This window comes from Gordonia sp. i37, from assembly GCF_002043085.1.
Classification (GTDB): domain Bacteria; phylum Actinomycetota; class Actinomycetes; order Mycobacteriales; family Mycobacteriaceae; genus Gordonia; species Gordonia polyisoprenivorans.
In genome coordinates this window covers 1-17,192 of the sequence record NZ_MVPX01000463.1, presented here as the reverse complement: position 1 = coordinate 17,192, position 17,192 = coordinate 1, and the positions used below count along the sequence as shown (strand labels likewise).

The window sequence follows — 17,192 nt, the reverse complement described above, 5'->3', positions numbered from 1 at the left end:
GCGCGCTGGCGTGGGTACTCGGGGCGGTCGGCATCGCGCGGTCGGTGCCGATGCTGGTGGCCTTCGCTCTCGGCGTCGGCCCGACGTGGGGGCTCTCCGTCGGCACCCTCGGCACGGCCGTCGCCGCTGTCGTCGTATGGGCGGCGGTCGGGGTGGTCCGCCGTGCCGATACCGGCCGCACCCGGCGACTCCCCGAAGCAAGCGGAGCCAACCCGGACACCACCACCGGGGTGAGTGCCGCGGGGGTGCTGCGCGCCTCGCAGGTGCAACTGGTGCTGATCGTGGCGGTCTCGATCGACCTGCTGCTGTCGGGAACCGTGCTGCGCCCCGACGACGCCGGGGTGTACGCCCTCGGCGCGGTCGCGACCAAGGCCGCCTTCTGGCTGCCGCAGGCCATCGGCGTCGTCTTCTATCCGCGGCTCGCCGATCCGGCGCGCTCGCGGACCGCCCTGCGTCAGGCGGTGACGGTGGTCGCGTCGATCGGGGCGATCCTCACGGTGGCAGCGGGCGCGCTCGGGCCGCTGGTGCCGCTCGTCGTCGGCGACGCCTACCGCCCGCTGGTGGGATTGCTCTGGTTGTTCGCCTACACCGGCTCGGCGATGGCCGTGCTGCAGGTTCTGCTGTTGTCGGCAATCGCGGCCGATCGCACCCGCGCCTCCGCGGTGACCTGGCTGGTCGTCGGGATCGAGGTGATCGTGATCGTCTGCGTCGTCGATTCCGTCGTTGCGCTCGCGGTCACGGCCGCCGTGGCCGTGACCGCGGCCGCCGTGGCGACCGGCATCGACTGCATGCGGGCAATGAGCCGCACGCCCATGGAAGCGGACGAGGTGCGCCGGCCGGCGTGACGATCGTTGGGCTGCTTCGGGTTAGCGGGTTACTCGCCCGCCCGACGCGACCCGATCGTCAGCACCAGCCCGCCGACCACCGCGACGACGCCGAGGACCGCGGCGACGATCGGTACGACCCGACCCCAGATCACCAGCGGCGTCGACAGACTCCCGGCCAGATCGGACAACCGGCTCCGGGTGGCGTCGTCGTAGGCGAAGGTCGCCTGCAGATTCGTCAGGCGGAAGTCGGCGAACGCCGGGTCGGGGAGACGATAGGCCTGATCGATGGTGACCCGTTCGTCGAGGATCGTGCCGGTCGAGGTGTCGACCGACAGTTCCCACCGGGAGCTCTGATGCAGGGTCGCGGTGAGTCGCCGCGCCGGATCGCCGCCGACACCGAACCACGACGCCGGACGCGTGATCCGGGTCGGCGGCACGCCGTCGGACACCCCGGAACGGGTGGCGTCGAGGTCGGTGTCGGGGACCTCGGCGACGAAGCGTTGCGCGCTGCGGCCGTCGACCTGCGCGTCGCCCTGCGGTGTCAGCGGCACCGACCGCCGGGTCGTCGGATCGAAGAAGGTGTGCTCGGCGACGCTCACCCCGAACGGCAGGACGTAGGTGTATCCGGTGCGATCCGGCGCCGCGACCGGCACCGCATTGCTGTCGTACTGGATCTCCGAATTGCCCCGCGCCCCGGTGCTGTTGGCGCCCAGATCGGGTGTCGCGGAGCGGCGCGAGAGGGTCACGCGATCCTTGAACGCCGACAACGTCGGATCGGTGCACGCCGACTCACCCGACGCAGGCGGCACCTCGGATCCGGGGCGGGCGGCATCGGCGTCGGCGATGCGGCCGTCGAGCCAGATGCGGTCGCCCTGCACCGACGTGCCCGCCTGCAGGGTGATCACCCGTTTGTCGGCCGGGCGGACCGCGACCACGCGTTGCTGCCGGACCAGCGTGGCCGGCAGCGTACGGGCGGCCGGGGTGTTCAGCGAACAGCGATCCAGGACGGTGGCAGTCGGAGCGGGCGACCCCGATTCGCCCTCGTCACCGGTCGGGACGCTGGTGGCGACAGTGGTCACGTCGGTCGAGAGCGGGATGAGCTCGAGCTGGCCCACCAGCAGCGTCGGCAGCGCCAGCGCGGCCGCCAGGAGGAATCCGCCGAGGAAGATGATGGTCGGCCCGAGCAGGTCGCGCGTCGACCAGCGGCTCGGGCGGGGGCGGTCGTCGGCGCCGGGCTCGGGCATAACGGCGAGCGTACGCGGTCACCACACCCGCCTCAGGACGGCTACGGTGTTCTCCAGAATGTCCACCCAGCCCACGCCCGATGCCACCACAGTCACCACCCGCATCCCGTCGACCGGGCCCGCTCGCTGCGCTCCCGGCTCCCCCGAATACCGGCGATTCTTCCCGCAACTCGAGGGCATGCGCGCGGTGGCGGCGTTGGGCGTGCTGACCACCCACGTCGCCTTCCAGACCGGTGTGGTGAGCACGCCGGTGATCGGCCCGATCCTGGGCCGGCTCGATCTCGCCGTCGCCCTGTTCTTCGCGTTGTCAGGGTTTCTGCTGTGGCGCAACTGGGTGGCCGCGGCGCATCGGCAGGCTCGCCCGCCGTCGGTGCGGCGATATCTGCGGCACCGTGTGGTACGCATCTGGCCGGCATACGTGGTGGTCGTCGTCGTGGTGCTGACGCTGCTGCCCGAGGCGCGCGGCGCCGACCTCACCGTCTGGCTCGCCAATCTGACGCTCACCCAGGTGTTCGTGCCGCTGTCGCTGACCGCCGGACTGACCCAAATGTGGAGCCTGTCGGTCGAGGTGGCCTTCTACCTGCTGCTGCCGATCCTCGGGGCCGCGTTGACGTGGTTGCGCGGAGCGCGGGTGAGCGCCCGGGTACCGGCACTGCTGGGTCTCGGCGTGATCAGCCTCGGCTGGGCCTGGGTGGCCCAGGCACTGCCGCTTCCCGACGGAACCGAGCCGACGAACTGGGTGTTCGGCCACCTGCCGTGGTTCGTCGCAGGCCTGGTCATCGCCGAGGTGGCCGGAGCCGCCGACTTCGGTGAGCACTCGAGGATTACTCGCGTCATCGAGCGCATCGGTGCCCGCCGATGGCCGATGCTGGCGCTGTTCGTCGTCTCCTACGGTCTGGCATGCACGCCGATCGCCGGACCCACCGGGCTCGGCGTCCTCGCGCCGTGGCAGTTCGCCGTGAAGATGGCACTCGGCGCGCTGTGCGCATTCGCCCTGCTCGCACCCCTGGTGTGCGAGAAGCCATTCGGGAACTCGCCGCGGGTGCGCGCGCGGTTCCGATTCCTCACCTCACCGGTCATGGCCGCGTTGGGCCGCTGGTCCTACGGCATCTTCATCTGGCACGTCGCGGTGCTCGCCGTGGTGTTCCCGCTCTTCGGGATCGTGCCGTTCTCCGGTAACACGACCCTGGTGTGGTGCCTCACCGCGGTGCTCTCGATCGGGATCTCGGCGGCGAGCTACGCCTTCGTCGAGGAACCGGCCCGGGACTGGTTGCGCCGCCGCGAAAGTGCGCGGCGTGCACGCAGTCGCGAGAACCAGCGGCGTATCGAGGCCGGCATCGCCGAGGAGATCAGCAGCGACACCGCGACGAACGCCGGCAACTGAACCCACCACGAGAAGCCGTGGTAGCCGGTCGTCGCATGCCAGGGTCCCGACGCCAATCCCACCGTGGCGAGCATCATCGCGACGAAGCAGCCGACCACGACCACCCGCGACCGAGCGAGCACGACCGTCGCCCCGGCCAGCACGCTGATCAGCACCGCCCACCATCCGGCGAGCAGCCACGACGCGGCCAGCCAACCGAGCGCGCCGACACAGGCTGCGACCGTACCGCCCACCGCCGTACCGCCCACCGGCGCAACGGGAACCGGAGCGGGGGGCAGGCCGGCCCGTCGTCGCCACGGGAGCAACGCTGCTGCGAAAAGTACTGCGAGCAACACGAATCCGACGATCAGCGACCATCGGTAGACGCTGTCCCACCGGAACCTCAACGTCACCGTGCCGGATGCGCCGGCCGGCACCTGCCACCCCTGCTGCCAGCCGTCCACGACGACGGGATCGAGTGTGCGACCGCACAATTCGGCCACCCACCCGGGATTGGTGCTCTCCGGCACCGACAGAATCCGGGCGGTCGGCGCGGCATCGACGCGCACGCTCCGTGCGGTCGACTGCCACTGCTCGACCCTCGGACGGGTCACGGCACCGGCGGCCGGCGCACCGGGCATCGCGGTGTTGCCCAACCAGGTGGTGTCGACGGTGAACGCCTGCCCCGGATTCACCGACAACTCCTGCTCACCCGCGGGCAGACGGATCGGGGCCGACGAGCACGGGCGGGCCACCACCGGCTCACCGTCCCGCAACGCGGCGGCGGTGGTGTGTACCGACAGGCCGATCACCTGGCCCGACACCGTGATCCCGATGCCTGCATCGCAACCGATGTCGATGGGCCTGCTCAGTGGTGGGGCTGCAGGCGGGGCGGGGGAGATCGCGATGTCGGCGATGCCGACCGGTGCGCGGCTGGCGAATCCGAGGCTGTTGACGTCGAGGAGGTCGGTGCGGTCGAGCATCGTGAGGGTGATGCGATCGGTGACGGCGGGCCGCAGACGGATGACGCCGTCGGCGCCGACGTGGACCCGTTGCGGGCCGGTGCCGAGATCCACCGCCACCTCGGTCGGGGCGGCCGGATAGCCGTCGGAGGGCGCGAGGATCCGCAGACTCTGCACCTCCTGCGGCGCCGGCAGCGTCAGGGTCAGAGTGGGTTTGTCGCCCTTCTTGGTGGGTTCGGCTGCGGTCCATACGGTTCCGGGATCGCCGTCGACGGCGGCCTGGCTCGACCCGCGCGGATCGTTGACCTCCGACGCCCCGGTCGCCCGCACCGTCGCCGGCGTGCGCAGCAACGCGTCGAGTCCGTCCCCGGGTTTGGGTCGCAGCACCACCGCGGGCGTGACGTCGACGCCGTCGGGGACCGAGAGTGCGCGCGTCATCACCCCCGGTGTCTCGGGACTCAACCCCAGACCCGACGCGCACAGCACCCGCGCCGCGGGCGAGCCGTCGTCGGCGCCACCGGGTTGGTCCACACATGTGGAGCGTCCGGAGAGTTCTTGGGTGAGAAGCCATCCCGCCACCGGCGTACCCGGCGCGACGCGGGGTAGGACGACGCGGTGGCGGATGGTCAGCGGCAGCCCGGACGCCAGATCGATCACCCCGACCTCGCCGAGCGCGAACTGGTTTCCGGCGCTGCCGTCGTCGGTGGCCGAGGCGCGGATCTGCACCCACCGGGTCGGTCCGCTGGGTGCGGTGACCGTCACGGGCTTGCCGGGTTCGAGTCCGGAGGCCACCGTCGACCCGGCCTCGGTGGTCACCACGATCGACGAGACATCCGGGCCGAGTGCCTTCGCGGTGGTCAGCCGCAGGGCGAGATCGCTTCGCGGACGGTCGAAGTCCAGACGCATCCACTGCCCGACCGCCGAGGTGAGACCCGCCGACACCCACGCCGTGGCCGGGTCGCCGTCGAAGGCGGCGGCCGCGGAGTTCGCCGGCGAGGTCTGCCCGGGCTGGGTGGCATCGGACGCCGACCCCGACGTCGAGACCCGCACCCCGTTCGGCTGGTTGTCGAGAAGCCATTGCCCTTCGGTGAGTGGTTGTCCGGCAACGGGATAATCCGGCGCCGCGTTCTGTGTCCGGCGCGGATCCCCGGGCGCACGGATGGCGGAGCTGTGGTCGTCGACGCGGCCGAAATCGGTCTCGCGGTCGGCCGGGGTGTCGGTGAGGATCACCGGCGCCGACGGCAGGTCTGCGCGTTGCGCGTCGGCCTGCATCAGTGTGGGGCCGGCGGGGGGTTCTCCCGACCGTGCACGCAGATCCGCCAGTGCGGCAAGCGCTTCGGGTCCTCCGGCGACACGCGGCATCGACGCGGCATCGGTCAGTGACGGACCCGTGCCGCCCGCCGCGTCGACCCGGTAGATCTGGATTGCGCGCATCGGTGGGCGTAAACCGTTGTCGCGCACCACACCCTTGGCGCTGGGTTGGCTCACCAGCGGACCGAACGACGCGGCGCGGGTCAGGCCGGGTGACCCGTCGAGGGCCTGCTGGGCCAGCAGCGGACGCGCCGACCGCGAGGTGTCGGGGTCGAGGTCGGCGCGTAACACGACGAAGCCGATCCCCTGATCGGACAGTGTCGCAGCGAGCCCCGGCGATGCTCGCCCGTCGGCCAGGTCGCGCTGGACCGAGTCGAGAGCCCGGATCGCTCCCGGCGGCGTCAGCGGGATCGCGTCACGGATGGCCCACGGGGAGTCGGCAAGTGGTTGCAGCGGCTCATCACGCGTCAGTCCCCACAACTGATCGGCCGATGGTGCGCCCGGAACGACAAGCGCCCGTTGTTCGACGCCGTTCGGGGAGACACCGCCCTGGGATACACCGTCGTGGGCGTGCGCACCGAGCCACGACGCGGTCTGTGTCCAGTAGTCCGGGATGGCGCGATACGCGCCGTCGGGGGCGAGTTGACCGGTCCACATCAGCGAACCGGCGCCGGCCGAGGCGACGAGGACGACCAGCGCCGCGGCCACCGGCCGTGATCGTTGCGGATGTGCGAACGCCCGCAACCACTCTCGGGCCGGCACCGACCCCGGCAACGGCACGCGCGCCAGGAGATGCGCGACACCGAGCACCAACGGCAGCCGGACGAACGGCTCGAACTTGTGGACGTTGCGCAGGAATGCACCCGGGCCGTCGAGGAACACCCGGACCGGCTCGGCGATCGGTGACCCGAGCCCGCCCGCGTATCCGGTGCACATGAGCAGCAGCCCGATCGTCAGGATCGCGATCCAGCGTCGCCGATACGGCATGTGCCGCATGCACAATCCGGCCAATCCGGCTGCGGCCAGGGTGCCGGTCGCCAGAACCGCGGCGGGCTGGGTCACCAGCACGGCGCCCGCCACGCGCTCGGTGGAGACGAACGGCGTCCACGAGCTCGTGCCGCGCAGGACCTCGGTCAGCGACGTCCACTCGGTGGTCACCCGCGAGGATTCGATGAAATCCAGGAACGGCGGCGACACCCGCGACAGGATGAGCAGTGGCACGATCCACCACGCGCACCCCAGCGTCAGCCCGGCCGCCCAGGCAATGCCGAAGCGCCACCACCGGCGCACGTCGGTGCGTGCGCACAGCAGAAACCACACGACCGCGACGCCCAAGGCCGCGAGCGTGGCGACCGCGTTGACCGCCCCCATCAGCGCGACGGCCACCGCCGAGCGCATCGCGTGCCGCCACACCGGCGTGTCGTCGCGGCGATCCAGCGCACGCACCACCGGCAGCAGCACCCAGGGGGCCAGCATCATCGGCAGCGTTTCCGACGAGATGGAGCCGATCGTCGTCAACACCCGCGGCGACAACACGAAGATCGCCCCGGCCAGCAGCCGTGAGCCCATCGATCCCACGGCCAGCGCCTCGGCGAGACGGACGAGACCGACGAAGCCCACGAACAGGAGCACCGCCCACCAGAGCCGCTGGGTCACCCACGGCGCAAGACCGATCAGCTCACCGGCGGCGTAGAACGCACCGTGCGGGAAGAAATAGCCGTAGGCCTGGTTCTGCACCTGCCCCAGCGGGGCCTGTGGCGTCCACAGGTGCGCGGCCCGCGCGAGGAAGCCGAGCGGGTTGGCGGTGAGGTCGAGCTTGGTGTCGGCGGCGGTCAGGCCGGGCGACTGCAGGAACGAGACGACCAGCGCGACGAGCGCGGCGACCGCCACACCGCGGCGGTCCAGCGTGCGCTGCGCGGCCGGGTCGCTCGAGCTCACTGCGGCCGGGTCGCTCGAGCTCACTGCGGCCAGGTCGCTCGCGCTCACTGGCTGTCGCCGGAGCCACCCCGTGATCCGTAGTCCACCGAGCCCTGCACGAAGCCGCTGTTCGGATTGATGTTGTTCAGGTCCGTCGACGGGCTCGTCTGCGCTGACAGGACCCCGCCGAGGAGTACCGCGCCGAGTCCGACCAGGATGCCGGCAACTCCGGCGACGGCTCCGGCGATCAGGCGGTTGTTGCGCATGGTGGCCAAACTACCATCGGCGCGCAGAGCGCTCGCGTGAGCGCGCGGGCGCCTCGCCGTGCCCGCGTTCAGTCGGCAACCAGCCGGGACCCGTCCAAGCGACTGAATCGGCCGAACCGCCAGGCCAGTCCGTAGAGCTCGTCGGCCGCCTCGCGTTGGCGGCGGATGACGTACCGGCCGGGAGCGATCCCGCTCGCGCCGTGCTCGGGATGCAGCAGGTAGGCGACCGACGACGCGTCGACGACGCCGAGGGTCAAGCCGTCGCCATCGACGAACCATCGCCCGGTCCAGGTGCACTCCCCGTCGGCGAGCAGGGTGTGCGGGTTGCCGCCGCCGGCGCCACGGAGGATCTCGATGCCTGTCGGCGGCACCGGTGTGGGCGTCGTCGGCGCCCCCGACCGCGCCTCGGCGGCGGCGACCATGCGCCACGGGACCACGAGGAGGTCGCCCTGCGCCTGTAGCCCGGCGGTGACCGGGATGGTGAGTGCGGTGTCGAGGTGATCGAGGACGCCGAGACCGCTCTGCTCGGTGAGTTCGGCGAGGGTGGTGGTGGCCGATGCTGTCGAAGTCATGTGTGTCTCCATGTGTTCCGGTGCGGTGATGTGTTCCGATGCGGTGGTAGGCGGGATGCGCCTCAGGTTCGGCGGACGAGTTGGGCGTAGTCGGCGGCGTCGAGACCGTAGGTCCAGGCCGCGGCGGTCAGAGCGGTGGGCACCCAGCCGGGCACGTGGATGCCGTAGCGTCGACGTCGGCCATCGCGTTCCCGGGAGCCGTTGGTCACCAACAGGATTCGTTGATTGGTCCGCCATTGGCGGGGGCTGGCATACAGCGCGAGGGTGGCCGCATCGTTACCGGGATCGTCGGACCGGTCGATCAGCTGCATCCCTGCGTCGTCGATCCATCGATCCCAGCCGATGTGTTCGATCGCGGTGCGGCGGATCTCGATGTTGCGTTCGGCGGCGATGCGTTCGGGTGTCGGATCGTCGATCACCCAGTGCGGCACGATCGTTCCGTGAATGGCGTGGACGGCACAGCCGTCGGCGTAGGCGACGGCGGGACCGTCGTCGCGATGGAGGCGCCGTGTGCCGTGCGGGCTGTGCGGTATGGGTTCGGTGTCGACGGAGATCGGCCGTTCGGCCAGGACACAGACGTCGTCGAAGGCCCACCACCATCCGGTGGAAACGGCCAGCGCCGTGGTGATCTCGAGGAGTTCGATCTCGTCCGGCGGCAGCCGCGCCAACCCCAATCGGTGGGCGACGAGCCCGAACGCGCTGCGATGCGCCTCATGCTGACCGAACCACGTGCCGACGCCGGGCATCACCGGCAGCGTCGACTTGATGGGTCGGCCGATGTTGTCGAAGAGGCTGGTGCGCAACGAATCCCGGATAGTAGCCCGGATGACGTCGGCGACCTCGGCCCCGCCCTCGAGTGCCTCTGCCGGGCTCAGGGTCTGTGTGCGTCCGGGGCTCACGTGCGGCTTCGGAAAGGTCGGCGTCAGCCGATCGAGACGCTTCTCGACGGCGTCACGCGAGCGTGCCAGCATCGCGGCGATCCGATTGGGGGCGTCGTCACATCCGGGAGCTGTCGTGGTGTCGAGCTTCTCGGTCCGGATGCACCGCACCGCCGCTGGTGGCGAGGACGTCCAGATGAATTGTGGGGGAAAGTGTTTGGCGATCCGATACAGCTCCGAGATCGCGGCTTCGGCAGTGACGCGATCGGCTCGCCGGGTGTCGAGTCCGTGCTCGAGCCAGGCCTCGCGAGCATCGGTCAGGTAACCGGCGATCGCCGACGACTCCGAGCCGCCAGCTGGTGGCGCTGGAAAACGATTGCTGGACAGTATCTTTCGGTGGTCGACGCCGATGGGGTCGAACGGCACGGGGCTCACGCGAGGGAGGCGGTGGCCGCCTTTCCGGTAGTCATGACCATCAAGGATGGCACCATCGGCGCGTGAGCGCAAGGCGTACGTCGGGTCAGGGCGTCACCGGAGGTTGCTTGTCGCACTTGGCCGGAACGATGAACACCGGTCGGTGGCAGTGCTTCAGTACGCGGCCGGCGACATTGGATCGCAGGAGTGCCTTGAGTCCGGAGTCGCCGCGGGTGCCCGTCACCAACAGGTCGACGTCGAGGGCATCGGCGGCGGCGACCAGCGCACCCCACACCGTCGACTCCACCTCCACCAGGGTCCCGGTCGCCTCGAGGCCCGCGTCCCGGGCCATCTCGACGCCCCGTGTGTTGACCTCGGCGGCTTCCGCGCGCAGGGCGTCGTCGACGTCGAGTTCGAGGGGCGAGGTGTCGACGAAGGGCTGGATGCCGGCCGAGAGACTCGACAGCCGGGCCGGATTGAGAGTGCCCGGCTGCCAGGCCGTGACCACGTGCGCGGTCGTCGCCCGCAGGAAGTGGGCGGCGTAGGTGATGGCCCGTTCGGAGTTGGCGCCGCCGTCGAACGCGATCATCACCGACTGGGGGACCGGACCAGAAGCGGACTGGGACACCGAAGAGGACGGGGACACGGATTCAGCGGGGGCGGAGTCGATCCGCGCGCCCTGCTCCCGGTGTCGAGAGTCCATTGCCCAAGGGTACATGCAACACTCGTGCCATGGGCCCAACTCGACGACGCCGTTTTCGCCAGGTTCGTGACCTGATCGCGCTGGTGGCGGTGACCAGTATCGCCGTGGTCGGCTGCGGCACCGATTCCTCCTCGTCGGCCGCGCCGACATCGTCGAGCGCGTCCTCATCGGCGTCGAGGCGGTCGTCCCCGCCCGCGTCGACGAGTGCCGCCGCGCCCGTCGGTTGCGGTGCGGCGACGCTGGCGAGGATGTCGCTGCGACAGAAGTTGGGACAGTCGATCGTCGTCGGCGTGACCGGAACCGACGACGCGCTGTCGTTGGTCAAGCGAGAGCCGGTGGGCGGCATCTTCATCGGCAGTTGGACCGACAAATCGATCCTCACCGACCAGGGCGCCCTCGAGAAGGTCACCGCTGCCTCGTCGATCCCGTTGATGGTCAGCGTCGACCAGGAAGGCGGCCGTGTCTCCCGGTTGTCCTCGCTCGGTATCGACAGCCCGTCGGCGCGTGAGCTCGCGCGCACCAAGACACCCGAGCAGGTCCGTGCCCTCGCGGCGAGTGAGGGCAAGAAGATGCGGGCGTTGGGTATCACCGTGGACTTCGCCCCCGACGCCGACGTCAGCGACGAACCCGACGACGCGGTCATCGGTGACCGCTCGTTCTCCGACGACCCGGCCACGGTGGCCCGATACGCCCAGGCGTTCGCCGAGGGACTTCAATCCGCCGGCGTGATGCCGGTGTTCAAACACTTCCCGGGGCACGGGCACGGTTCGGGTGACTCCCACCTCGGTGTCGTGCGTACGCCGCCGCTCACGCAACTCGAGCGCAGCGACCTCGTCCCGTACAAGACGCTGCTGGCGAATCCGGGGAATGCGGCGGTGATGGTCGGGCATCTGATCGTGCCCGGGCTGACCGTCGGAGACACGCCGGCGAGCCTGAGCGTCAACGCCATGCGCATGCTGCGGACCGGACAACCGTACGGCGGTCCGGCCTTTGACGGCGTCGTCTTCTCCGACGACCTGTCCGGGATGGGTGCCATCACCCAGCGGTATCCGCTGCCGCAGGCGGTGCAACGCTTCCTCGTCGCCGGTGGCGACATCGCTCTGTGGATCACCACCGACAAGGTGACCGCCGTCCTCAACAGCCTCGAGTCCGCGGTTCGGTCCGGGCAACTGAGCCAGTCGCGCGTCGACGAGTCGGTCGTCCGCATCCTCAAGGCGAAGGGGCAGCTACGGTGCTGATGACCCGTCGGAGGAGAGTGGGGTGAATCCGCATGAGTGATCCCCATCCAGCGCGTCGGCCACCGCCACCACGTCCGCGCGTTGCCGTCACCCCGTTGGCGCAGCCTCCGGTCGCACGCACGCGTCGCACGCATCTGGTCGTCGGGTTCGCCGTGCTCGAGGTGGTCCTCCTGGTCGCCACGGCGGTGGTGGTGATGATGTCGCGTGGCGCGTTGACCGCTGCCCTGCGCGCCGATCTCGCGGCCGACAATCAGGGGGCCAGTGCCGCCGACATCTCCACCACGGTGTCCGTTGCGCTGCTGGTCGCCGCGGGTGTGGCGGCGCTGGCCGTCATCGCGGCGGTCCTCGGTGTACTGCTGCTGCGCCAGGGCGGCAAAGCAGCTCGGTCCCTGCTACTCGGTTCGGCGGTCCTCGTGACGGTGCTGGCGGTCGCGTGGATCGTGACGACGAATTCGCTGCCCGCCGATACCGATACGGTTCTGCCGATGGCGTGGGTGTCGCGCTATCTGCCGTCGGCGGCGGCGCTCGCCGGAGTTCTGGCCGGTGTGCTGGCCCTCATTCCGGACGGCGGTGCGACCCTGCGTTGAGCGTCGCGCCGGTGGCCCGGCTGATGGGCGGGCCGATCGACGGGTCCGGCCGTCCGAGGTCGGCCAGGATGCCCTCGGCGCTGCGCACTGCCACCGTGGCCGCGTCGACGACCTGCGGGTCGGCCAGCGGATGTGCCGCCCGTGTCCGCCACCGGGCGGCCGCGGCAATTGCCGCCTCGCGCACCTCATTCGGGGTGGCGTCGTGCGCAAGTCCCAGGCGCACAGTCGGATACACGCCGCGGTCGCCGACGAGTCGGCTCAACTCGTCGAGTGTCTCGGGGGGCAGACCGATCTGTCCGGCCCGCACGGCCCCGATCAACCGCAATTCGCGGAAGCCGTGGGTGTCGGCGAGTGCCCGGCGCACCGACGAACGCAGTTGGGCCGCTACCGGTCCCGGGGTGCCTGCGAGGATTCCGTCGAGGGTGCGCAGCGCCGAATGCGACTTGAGCTGCCAGGCCCGCTGACCGAATTGCACGGTGATCAGGGAACTGAGGTCCGAGAGACCGCTGCGCGCGAGCAACTCCGCCGACAGCGCCGACGACGTCGTCGTCCCGAACCGGATCAAGGTCACCGCCAGCCGGATACCGAAGACCCCCAGCCGGTCGGCCAGGGCCTGCCGCGCCTGCGGGTCGATGGTGGGCAGGATGTCCGGGCGGGTGAATCGGTCCATGCTCAGTAGTGCTGACTCCAGATCGTCGGCGGACACCGAGGCCAGTGCGAGCAGCGCCCGGAACTCCCTCTCCCGCAACGTCTGTGCCCCCAGCGCCAGCAGCCCGGACACCGGCAGGACCGAGTGGCACAGGCCGGTGCGGGTGAGTTCGCCGGTCAGCCGTGCGGCGATCTCCTGCGCCGACAGCATCGCATCCACCCGCCCGGCGCCGAGCTCGTCGGCACGGGACACCACCCCGACGACCCCGAGCGGGCCGGCCGAGGAGCCCATGGCCGCGGTGATCCGCCGCAGCATGGCGGAGTCGGCGGCGGTGAGGGTGCGCAGCAGATAGATGACCGCATCCACCCGAGGTCGCCCGTCCTCGGGCGCGAGAAGACGTTCGGTGGACGCCGACAGGTCCGACGACAACGACGCCAGCCCCGGGGTGTCGACCAGGGCGCGATGCTCCAGCGCCCGGGTCGGCCAGGTGACCTCGATGCGATCGATGCGATCGGCGGTCAACGTCCCGAGGTCGAAGCCGAGCCGGCCGTCGATGCGGGTCACCGGAACCGCAACGGCGGCACCGTCATCGACGCACGCGGTGACCGACGCCGTACGGCCCCGGCGATACCAGGTGACCACTCGCGTGCACTCGGTGGCGTCGGTCGGTGCGATGTCCTGCCCGACCAGCGCATTGAGCAGCGTGGACTTGCCCGCCTTCAGTGATCCGGTGAGTGCGATCCGCAAGGGCGCGTGGAGTTGTCGTTCACACTCCTCGATCCGATCGAGGGCGCGTCGATCGCCGGCCACGGTCGTGCGTGCGGCCGCGATGAGGTCGGGGGCCGCCGGAGTGCGGCCGGGTACGGGACTCATCAGGCGGCCGGTCCGGTGATCTGGTTTCCGATGATCTCCTCGGCCGCGCGCCGCAGCGCCGCCACCGCCGACAACTCGCTCTCCAGCGTCGCCACCCGGGCGGCGCGCTCGGAATCCTCCAGTGCCGCCGCCGATTGCGCGGCGCTCAGCGACTCGTTGATCGAGCGGGCCGCCTGTTCGGCGATCTCGGCGAAGTGATCGCGCAGGATGCGCTGCATCGTGCGCAGCCGATCACGGGACTCCTTGCCGACCTGGAAGCTGACGTCGTCGGTGAACGAGCGCACCACCACCTTGGCCTTGTTGCGGCGATCGGCGAGTCGCGCCTGCTTGTCGTCACGATAGGCCTTGCTGCCCAACAACAGTCCCGCCCCCACCGACACGGGATTGATCAGCGCCATCCCCATCATGGTGGAGATCAGTCCGAACATCAGCACACCGCCGTAGGAGCCACGCATCCCGACGATCAGCTTCTGGGTGATCGACATCGACGACGTGTTGGGTGCGCTGAGCTCGGTGACGGAATCGAGGATGCCGTCGACGCCGGCGATGTCGATGGCCGGCAGATCGGCGTACCCGGCCTCGGCGAAGTGCTCGGCGAGCCGCTCGGCCAGCCACACCGAGCGTTCGTGTGCCCACACGAAATTGTCGCCGACCGCGGTCGCGGTCTGGTCGATCAGCCACTCCGACAACCGGTCCCAGTCCTTCTCCGGATCGCCGTCGTCGATGGCGCGCTCGGCCTCCCGGGTCACCGCGCGCAGTCGGTCCCGCAGATCGTGATCGATGTCGGCGGCCAGGTCGGAGATCCCGTCGGTGAGGGTCTGCTGCCAGTGCGAGGACGACCGGCGCAGTCCCCCGGCCTTGGCCCGGGCCTCCCGCAGACCTCGCACCGCGCGGTCGGCCGTCTCCGGATTCTTCAGTGCCGCAAGCTCGCTGCCCAAGGTGAGCGCCAGGTGCTCGGAGACGGTCCGCAGGTCGGTGCCGGCGGCGGCGCGTGCGGATCGGCGCGCCGAGGGCACCACGGTTTCCCGGAGATACCGATAGAGGTCGGCGAAACCCGCCTCGGCATTGAGTTGTTCGTCGCCGAGGCGTAGGGCGTGGGCGCGCATCGTCGACGAGACGGGAAGGAGTGGGATGTCGATGCCTGCGGCCCGCAGGTGTGCGCGGTCGGCGTCGGCGATCCGACGCCAGTGCGGGTAGAGGTCGGTCTTGGTGAGCAGGCAGGCCACGGTCGGGCACAGATCGACCACCCGACGCAGAAACGCCATCTCGGGTGCGGTGAACTCCTGGCTGGCGTCGGTCACCATGAACACCGCGTCGGCGGCCGCGACCATGCCGAGAGTGGTTGCGGCGTAGGGATGTCCGTGACCCCCGACGCCCGGGGTGTCGATCACGACGAGTCCGTCGGCCAGCAGTGGTCCGGGCGCGGTGATCTCCAGTCGCATCACCTCGCGTCCCTGGGTGTGGGCGCTGGTGGGGGTGACGGAGGTGACCTCGTCGAAGGGGATCGGGATCGGCTGGTCGGTGCCGGCGACCACCAGGTGGGCGGCGGGCTGCTCGGCGTGGGAGATCAGCGTGGGCACGGCGGTGCTCTCGTCGTCGCCCACCGCGCAGACGCCCAGGTTCAGCAGCGCGTTGACGAACTGGCTCTTGCCCTGTTTGAGGTTGCCCACGACGACGATGCGCAATCGGGGATCGGAGAGTCGCGCGTGGGCGCCCTGGAGGCGGGCGGTCAGGTCGTCGCGCTGTGTTTGTGCCGCCAGGGTCGCGGCCCGAGCGATGAGATCGGAGATCGTCGATCCGGTGGGGCGAAGATCGGAGGAAGCGGGCGCGGCGCTTTGCGGCGTGGGTGCTTTCGGCGTGTTGTCTTGTGGCGCGGCCGGATACATGGCCTGTTGCTCGGCGGATGTGTGCGACATGGTGCTCCCACGGTAGCCCGACCGGTGCCGCCGGGTCGCGGCATCGCGGTGAGAAAGCGAAGACCCTTTCCCTGCCCGCGGCTCCGGTCACGCGGGCAGGGAAAGGGCAGGGGGGATGTGGTCGGCGATCCCCGAGGGAATCACCGACCACCATCTCCTCGGCGGCGCGAGCCGTGAGGCCACGCGCGACGGTGGACGTCGTCGTCAGCCGCCGAGAAGTCCTTCGTGGCCCCCGATGCCGTGACCGGCATCGGGATGCGGGGTCGTGGACTCGGTGCCGGGGTCCGTGCCGGTCAGGCCACCGCCGAGGCCGCTCTCGAGGCCTCCCGTCAGACCCGAGGTGAGATCGCCGGTGGCGTGGGTGGTGGCGTCGAGGGTGTGGCCGAGCGGATTGTCCGCGCCTGCGGAACCCGTTGCGCCGGAATCGGTTGCACCGGTGCCCAAGCCGCCGGCTGACAGGCCCGTCGAGCCCGGTTCGGTGGTGCCCGGATCGGCGCCCGTTCCCACGCCCAGACCGTTCGCGCCGACCTGGGCGATCGATCCGAGTGCGCCGTGGCCGCTTTCGGTGACGGTGCCCTCGGTGGTCGTCGTGTTCTGCAGGCCGGAGAGTGCGGTACCGACAAGACCGTGACCGTCGATCGAACCGCCGGCATCCCCGCCGGTCAGGCCGCCGAGGTGGGAGTCGATCTCGCCACCGAGCCCGCCTGCGGCCGCGCCGCCCCCACCGAGGCCCAGTCCGCCGGTCAGGTCATTGCCGACGTGGGTGAGTTCGGTTCCGAGGTGGTGACCCGCGTCGGGTGTGGTCGTCAGGCCCAGTCCAAGGTCGGGCGTGTGGGTCAGGTCGGTCGAGAGCCCCAGTCCGCCGGTGAGATCCGAGCCGGCGCCGGCAAGGCCGTCGGCGATCGCCGCGGTCTGCAGGGCCGCGCCGCCGCCGGCGGTGATCGCGCCGCTGCCGACGATGCCGTTCTGGCCGAGTGTCAGGGCGGGTTGGGCGACGGCGACGAGGTCGGCGTCGACGATCCGATCGATACCGCCGCCGGCCTCGAGCGTCGAGGTGAGGCCCGCGGTGATCGAACCGGCCTGGCCGGTGTCGAGGTTCAGGGCACCGCCGAGCGCGGAGGTCAGCGAGGTACCGAGATCGGCGCCGTCGACGAGCGAGCCGGCGACGGCGCCGCCGAGGTCACCACCGAGGGCCGAACCGAGGACGGCGCCGAACGATCCGCCGAGTGCCGAGCCGATCTCGCCGCCACCGCCGAGTGCGGAGGACAGCGCGCCGGACAGCTCACCGGTCGTGGCGGTGAGCGCCGCGGAGTCGAGGCCCCCGATCAGTCCACCCCCGATCGCTCCGCTCCCGGCGAGTTGCCCACCGAGTGCGGCGTCGAGGGCGCCCCCGAGTTGCCCGATCAGTGCGCCGTCGACGCCGAGGGCGGTGCCCAGGTCGGCCGCGAGGACCTGCCCCAGCGTGGCTTGTG

At 70.7% G+C, this 17,192-nt stretch carries 11 protein-coding genes and 2 pseudogenes; 4 read left to right on the top strand and 9 right to left on the bottom strand.

The features are described 5' to 3' along the window. Positions 1-845, top strand: an 845-nt coding sequence (locus B1964_RS22695; protein ID WP_079931374.1) for a polysaccharide biosynthesis protein, incomplete at its 5' end; no start/stop codon positions are given. A gap of 29 nt (positions 846-874) precedes the next feature. Here the strand turns inward: B1964_RS22695 and B1964_RS22690 are convergent. After that, entirely contained in the window at positions 875-2,071 is a 1,197-nt protein-coding gene (locus B1964_RS22690) for a DUF3068 domain-containing protein (RefSeq protein ID WP_079931373.1), read from the bottom strand. 178 nt (positions 2,072-2,249) lie between these two features. Here B1964_RS22690 and B1964_RS22685 point away from each other — a divergent pair, with 178 nt between their 5' ends. After that, the gene (locus tag B1964_RS22685; protein WP_253194129.1) at positions 2,250-3,455 is read left to right on the top strand and encodes an acyltransferase; all 1,206 of its coding nucleotides are present in this window, start codon (positions 2,250-2,252) and stop codon (positions 3,453-3,455) included. A gap of 2,072 nt (positions 3,456-5,527) precedes the next feature. Here B1964_RS22685 and B1964_RS31195 read toward each other — a convergent pair. From B1964_RS31195 to B1964_RS22660, 5 genes and pseudogenes are all read right to left on the bottom strand, one after another. Next, a pseudogene (locus B1964_RS31195) lies at positions 5,528-7,597 on the bottom strand (DUF3367 domain-containing protein); the annotation flags it as partial. Between the two features lie 92 nt (positions 7,598-7,689). Beyond that, a complete protein-coding gene (locus B1964_RS22675; protein ID WP_006369416.1) occupies positions 7,690-7,890 on the bottom strand; it encodes a DUF2613 domain-containing protein in 201 nt (66 codons plus the stop codon). A gap of 68 nt (positions 7,891-7,958) precedes the next feature. Beyond that, positions 7,959-8,462, bottom strand: coding sequence for a hypothetical protein (locus tag B1964_RS22670; RefSeq protein ID WP_079931376.1), 504 nt, complete (start codon positions 8,460-8,462; stop codon positions 7,959-7,961). 62 nt (positions 8,463-8,524) lie between these two features. Further along, positions 8,525-9,775, bottom strand: a complete 1,251-nt coding sequence (locus tag B1964_RS22665; protein WP_079931372.1) for a DUF6745 domain-containing protein — start codon at positions 9,773-9,775, stop codon at positions 8,525-8,527. Between the two features lie 85 nt (positions 9,776-9,860). After that, positions 9,861-10,457, bottom strand: a complete 597-nt coding sequence (locus B1964_RS22660) for a universal stress protein (protein WP_079931371.1) — start codon at positions 10,455-10,457, stop codon at positions 9,861-9,863. A 29-nt stretch (positions 10,458-10,486) separates the two neighbouring features. Here B1964_RS22660 and B1964_RS22655 point away from each other — a divergent pair, with 29 nt between their 5' ends. Together B1964_RS22655 and B1964_RS22650 are read left to right on the top strand one after the other, a co-directional pair. Next, on the top strand, positions 10,487-11,695 hold the full coding sequence (locus B1964_RS22655) for a glycoside hydrolase family 3 protein (RefSeq protein ID WP_172398928.1): 1,209 nt from the start codon (positions 10,487-10,489) through the stop codon (positions 11,693-11,695). 32 nt (positions 11,696-11,727) lie between these two features. After that, a complete protein-coding gene (locus tag B1964_RS22650) occupies positions 11,728-12,282 on the top strand; it encodes a hypothetical protein (protein WP_079931370.1) in 555 nt (184 codons plus the stop codon). Here B1964_RS22650 and B1964_RS22645 read toward each other — a convergent pair. From B1964_RS22645 to B1964_RS22635, 3 genes and pseudogenes are all read right to left on the bottom strand, one after another. Next, positions 12,251-13,804, bottom strand: a complete 1,554-nt coding sequence (locus tag B1964_RS22645) for a dynamin family protein (RefSeq protein ID WP_079931369.1) — start codon at positions 13,802-13,804, stop codon at positions 12,251-12,253. The genes B1964_RS22650 and B1964_RS22645 overlap by 32 nt on opposite strands. After that, a complete protein-coding gene (locus B1964_RS22640) occupies positions 13,804-15,720 on the bottom strand; it encodes a dynamin family protein (protein WP_079931368.1) in 1,917 nt (638 codons plus the stop codon). The genes B1964_RS22645 and B1964_RS22640 overlap by 1 nt, the downstream gene beginning before the upstream one ends. Positions 15,721-15,924: 204 nt before the next feature. Beyond that, positions 15,925-17,192: pseudogene (locus B1964_RS22635) on the bottom strand (complement resistance protein TraT); the annotation flags it as partial.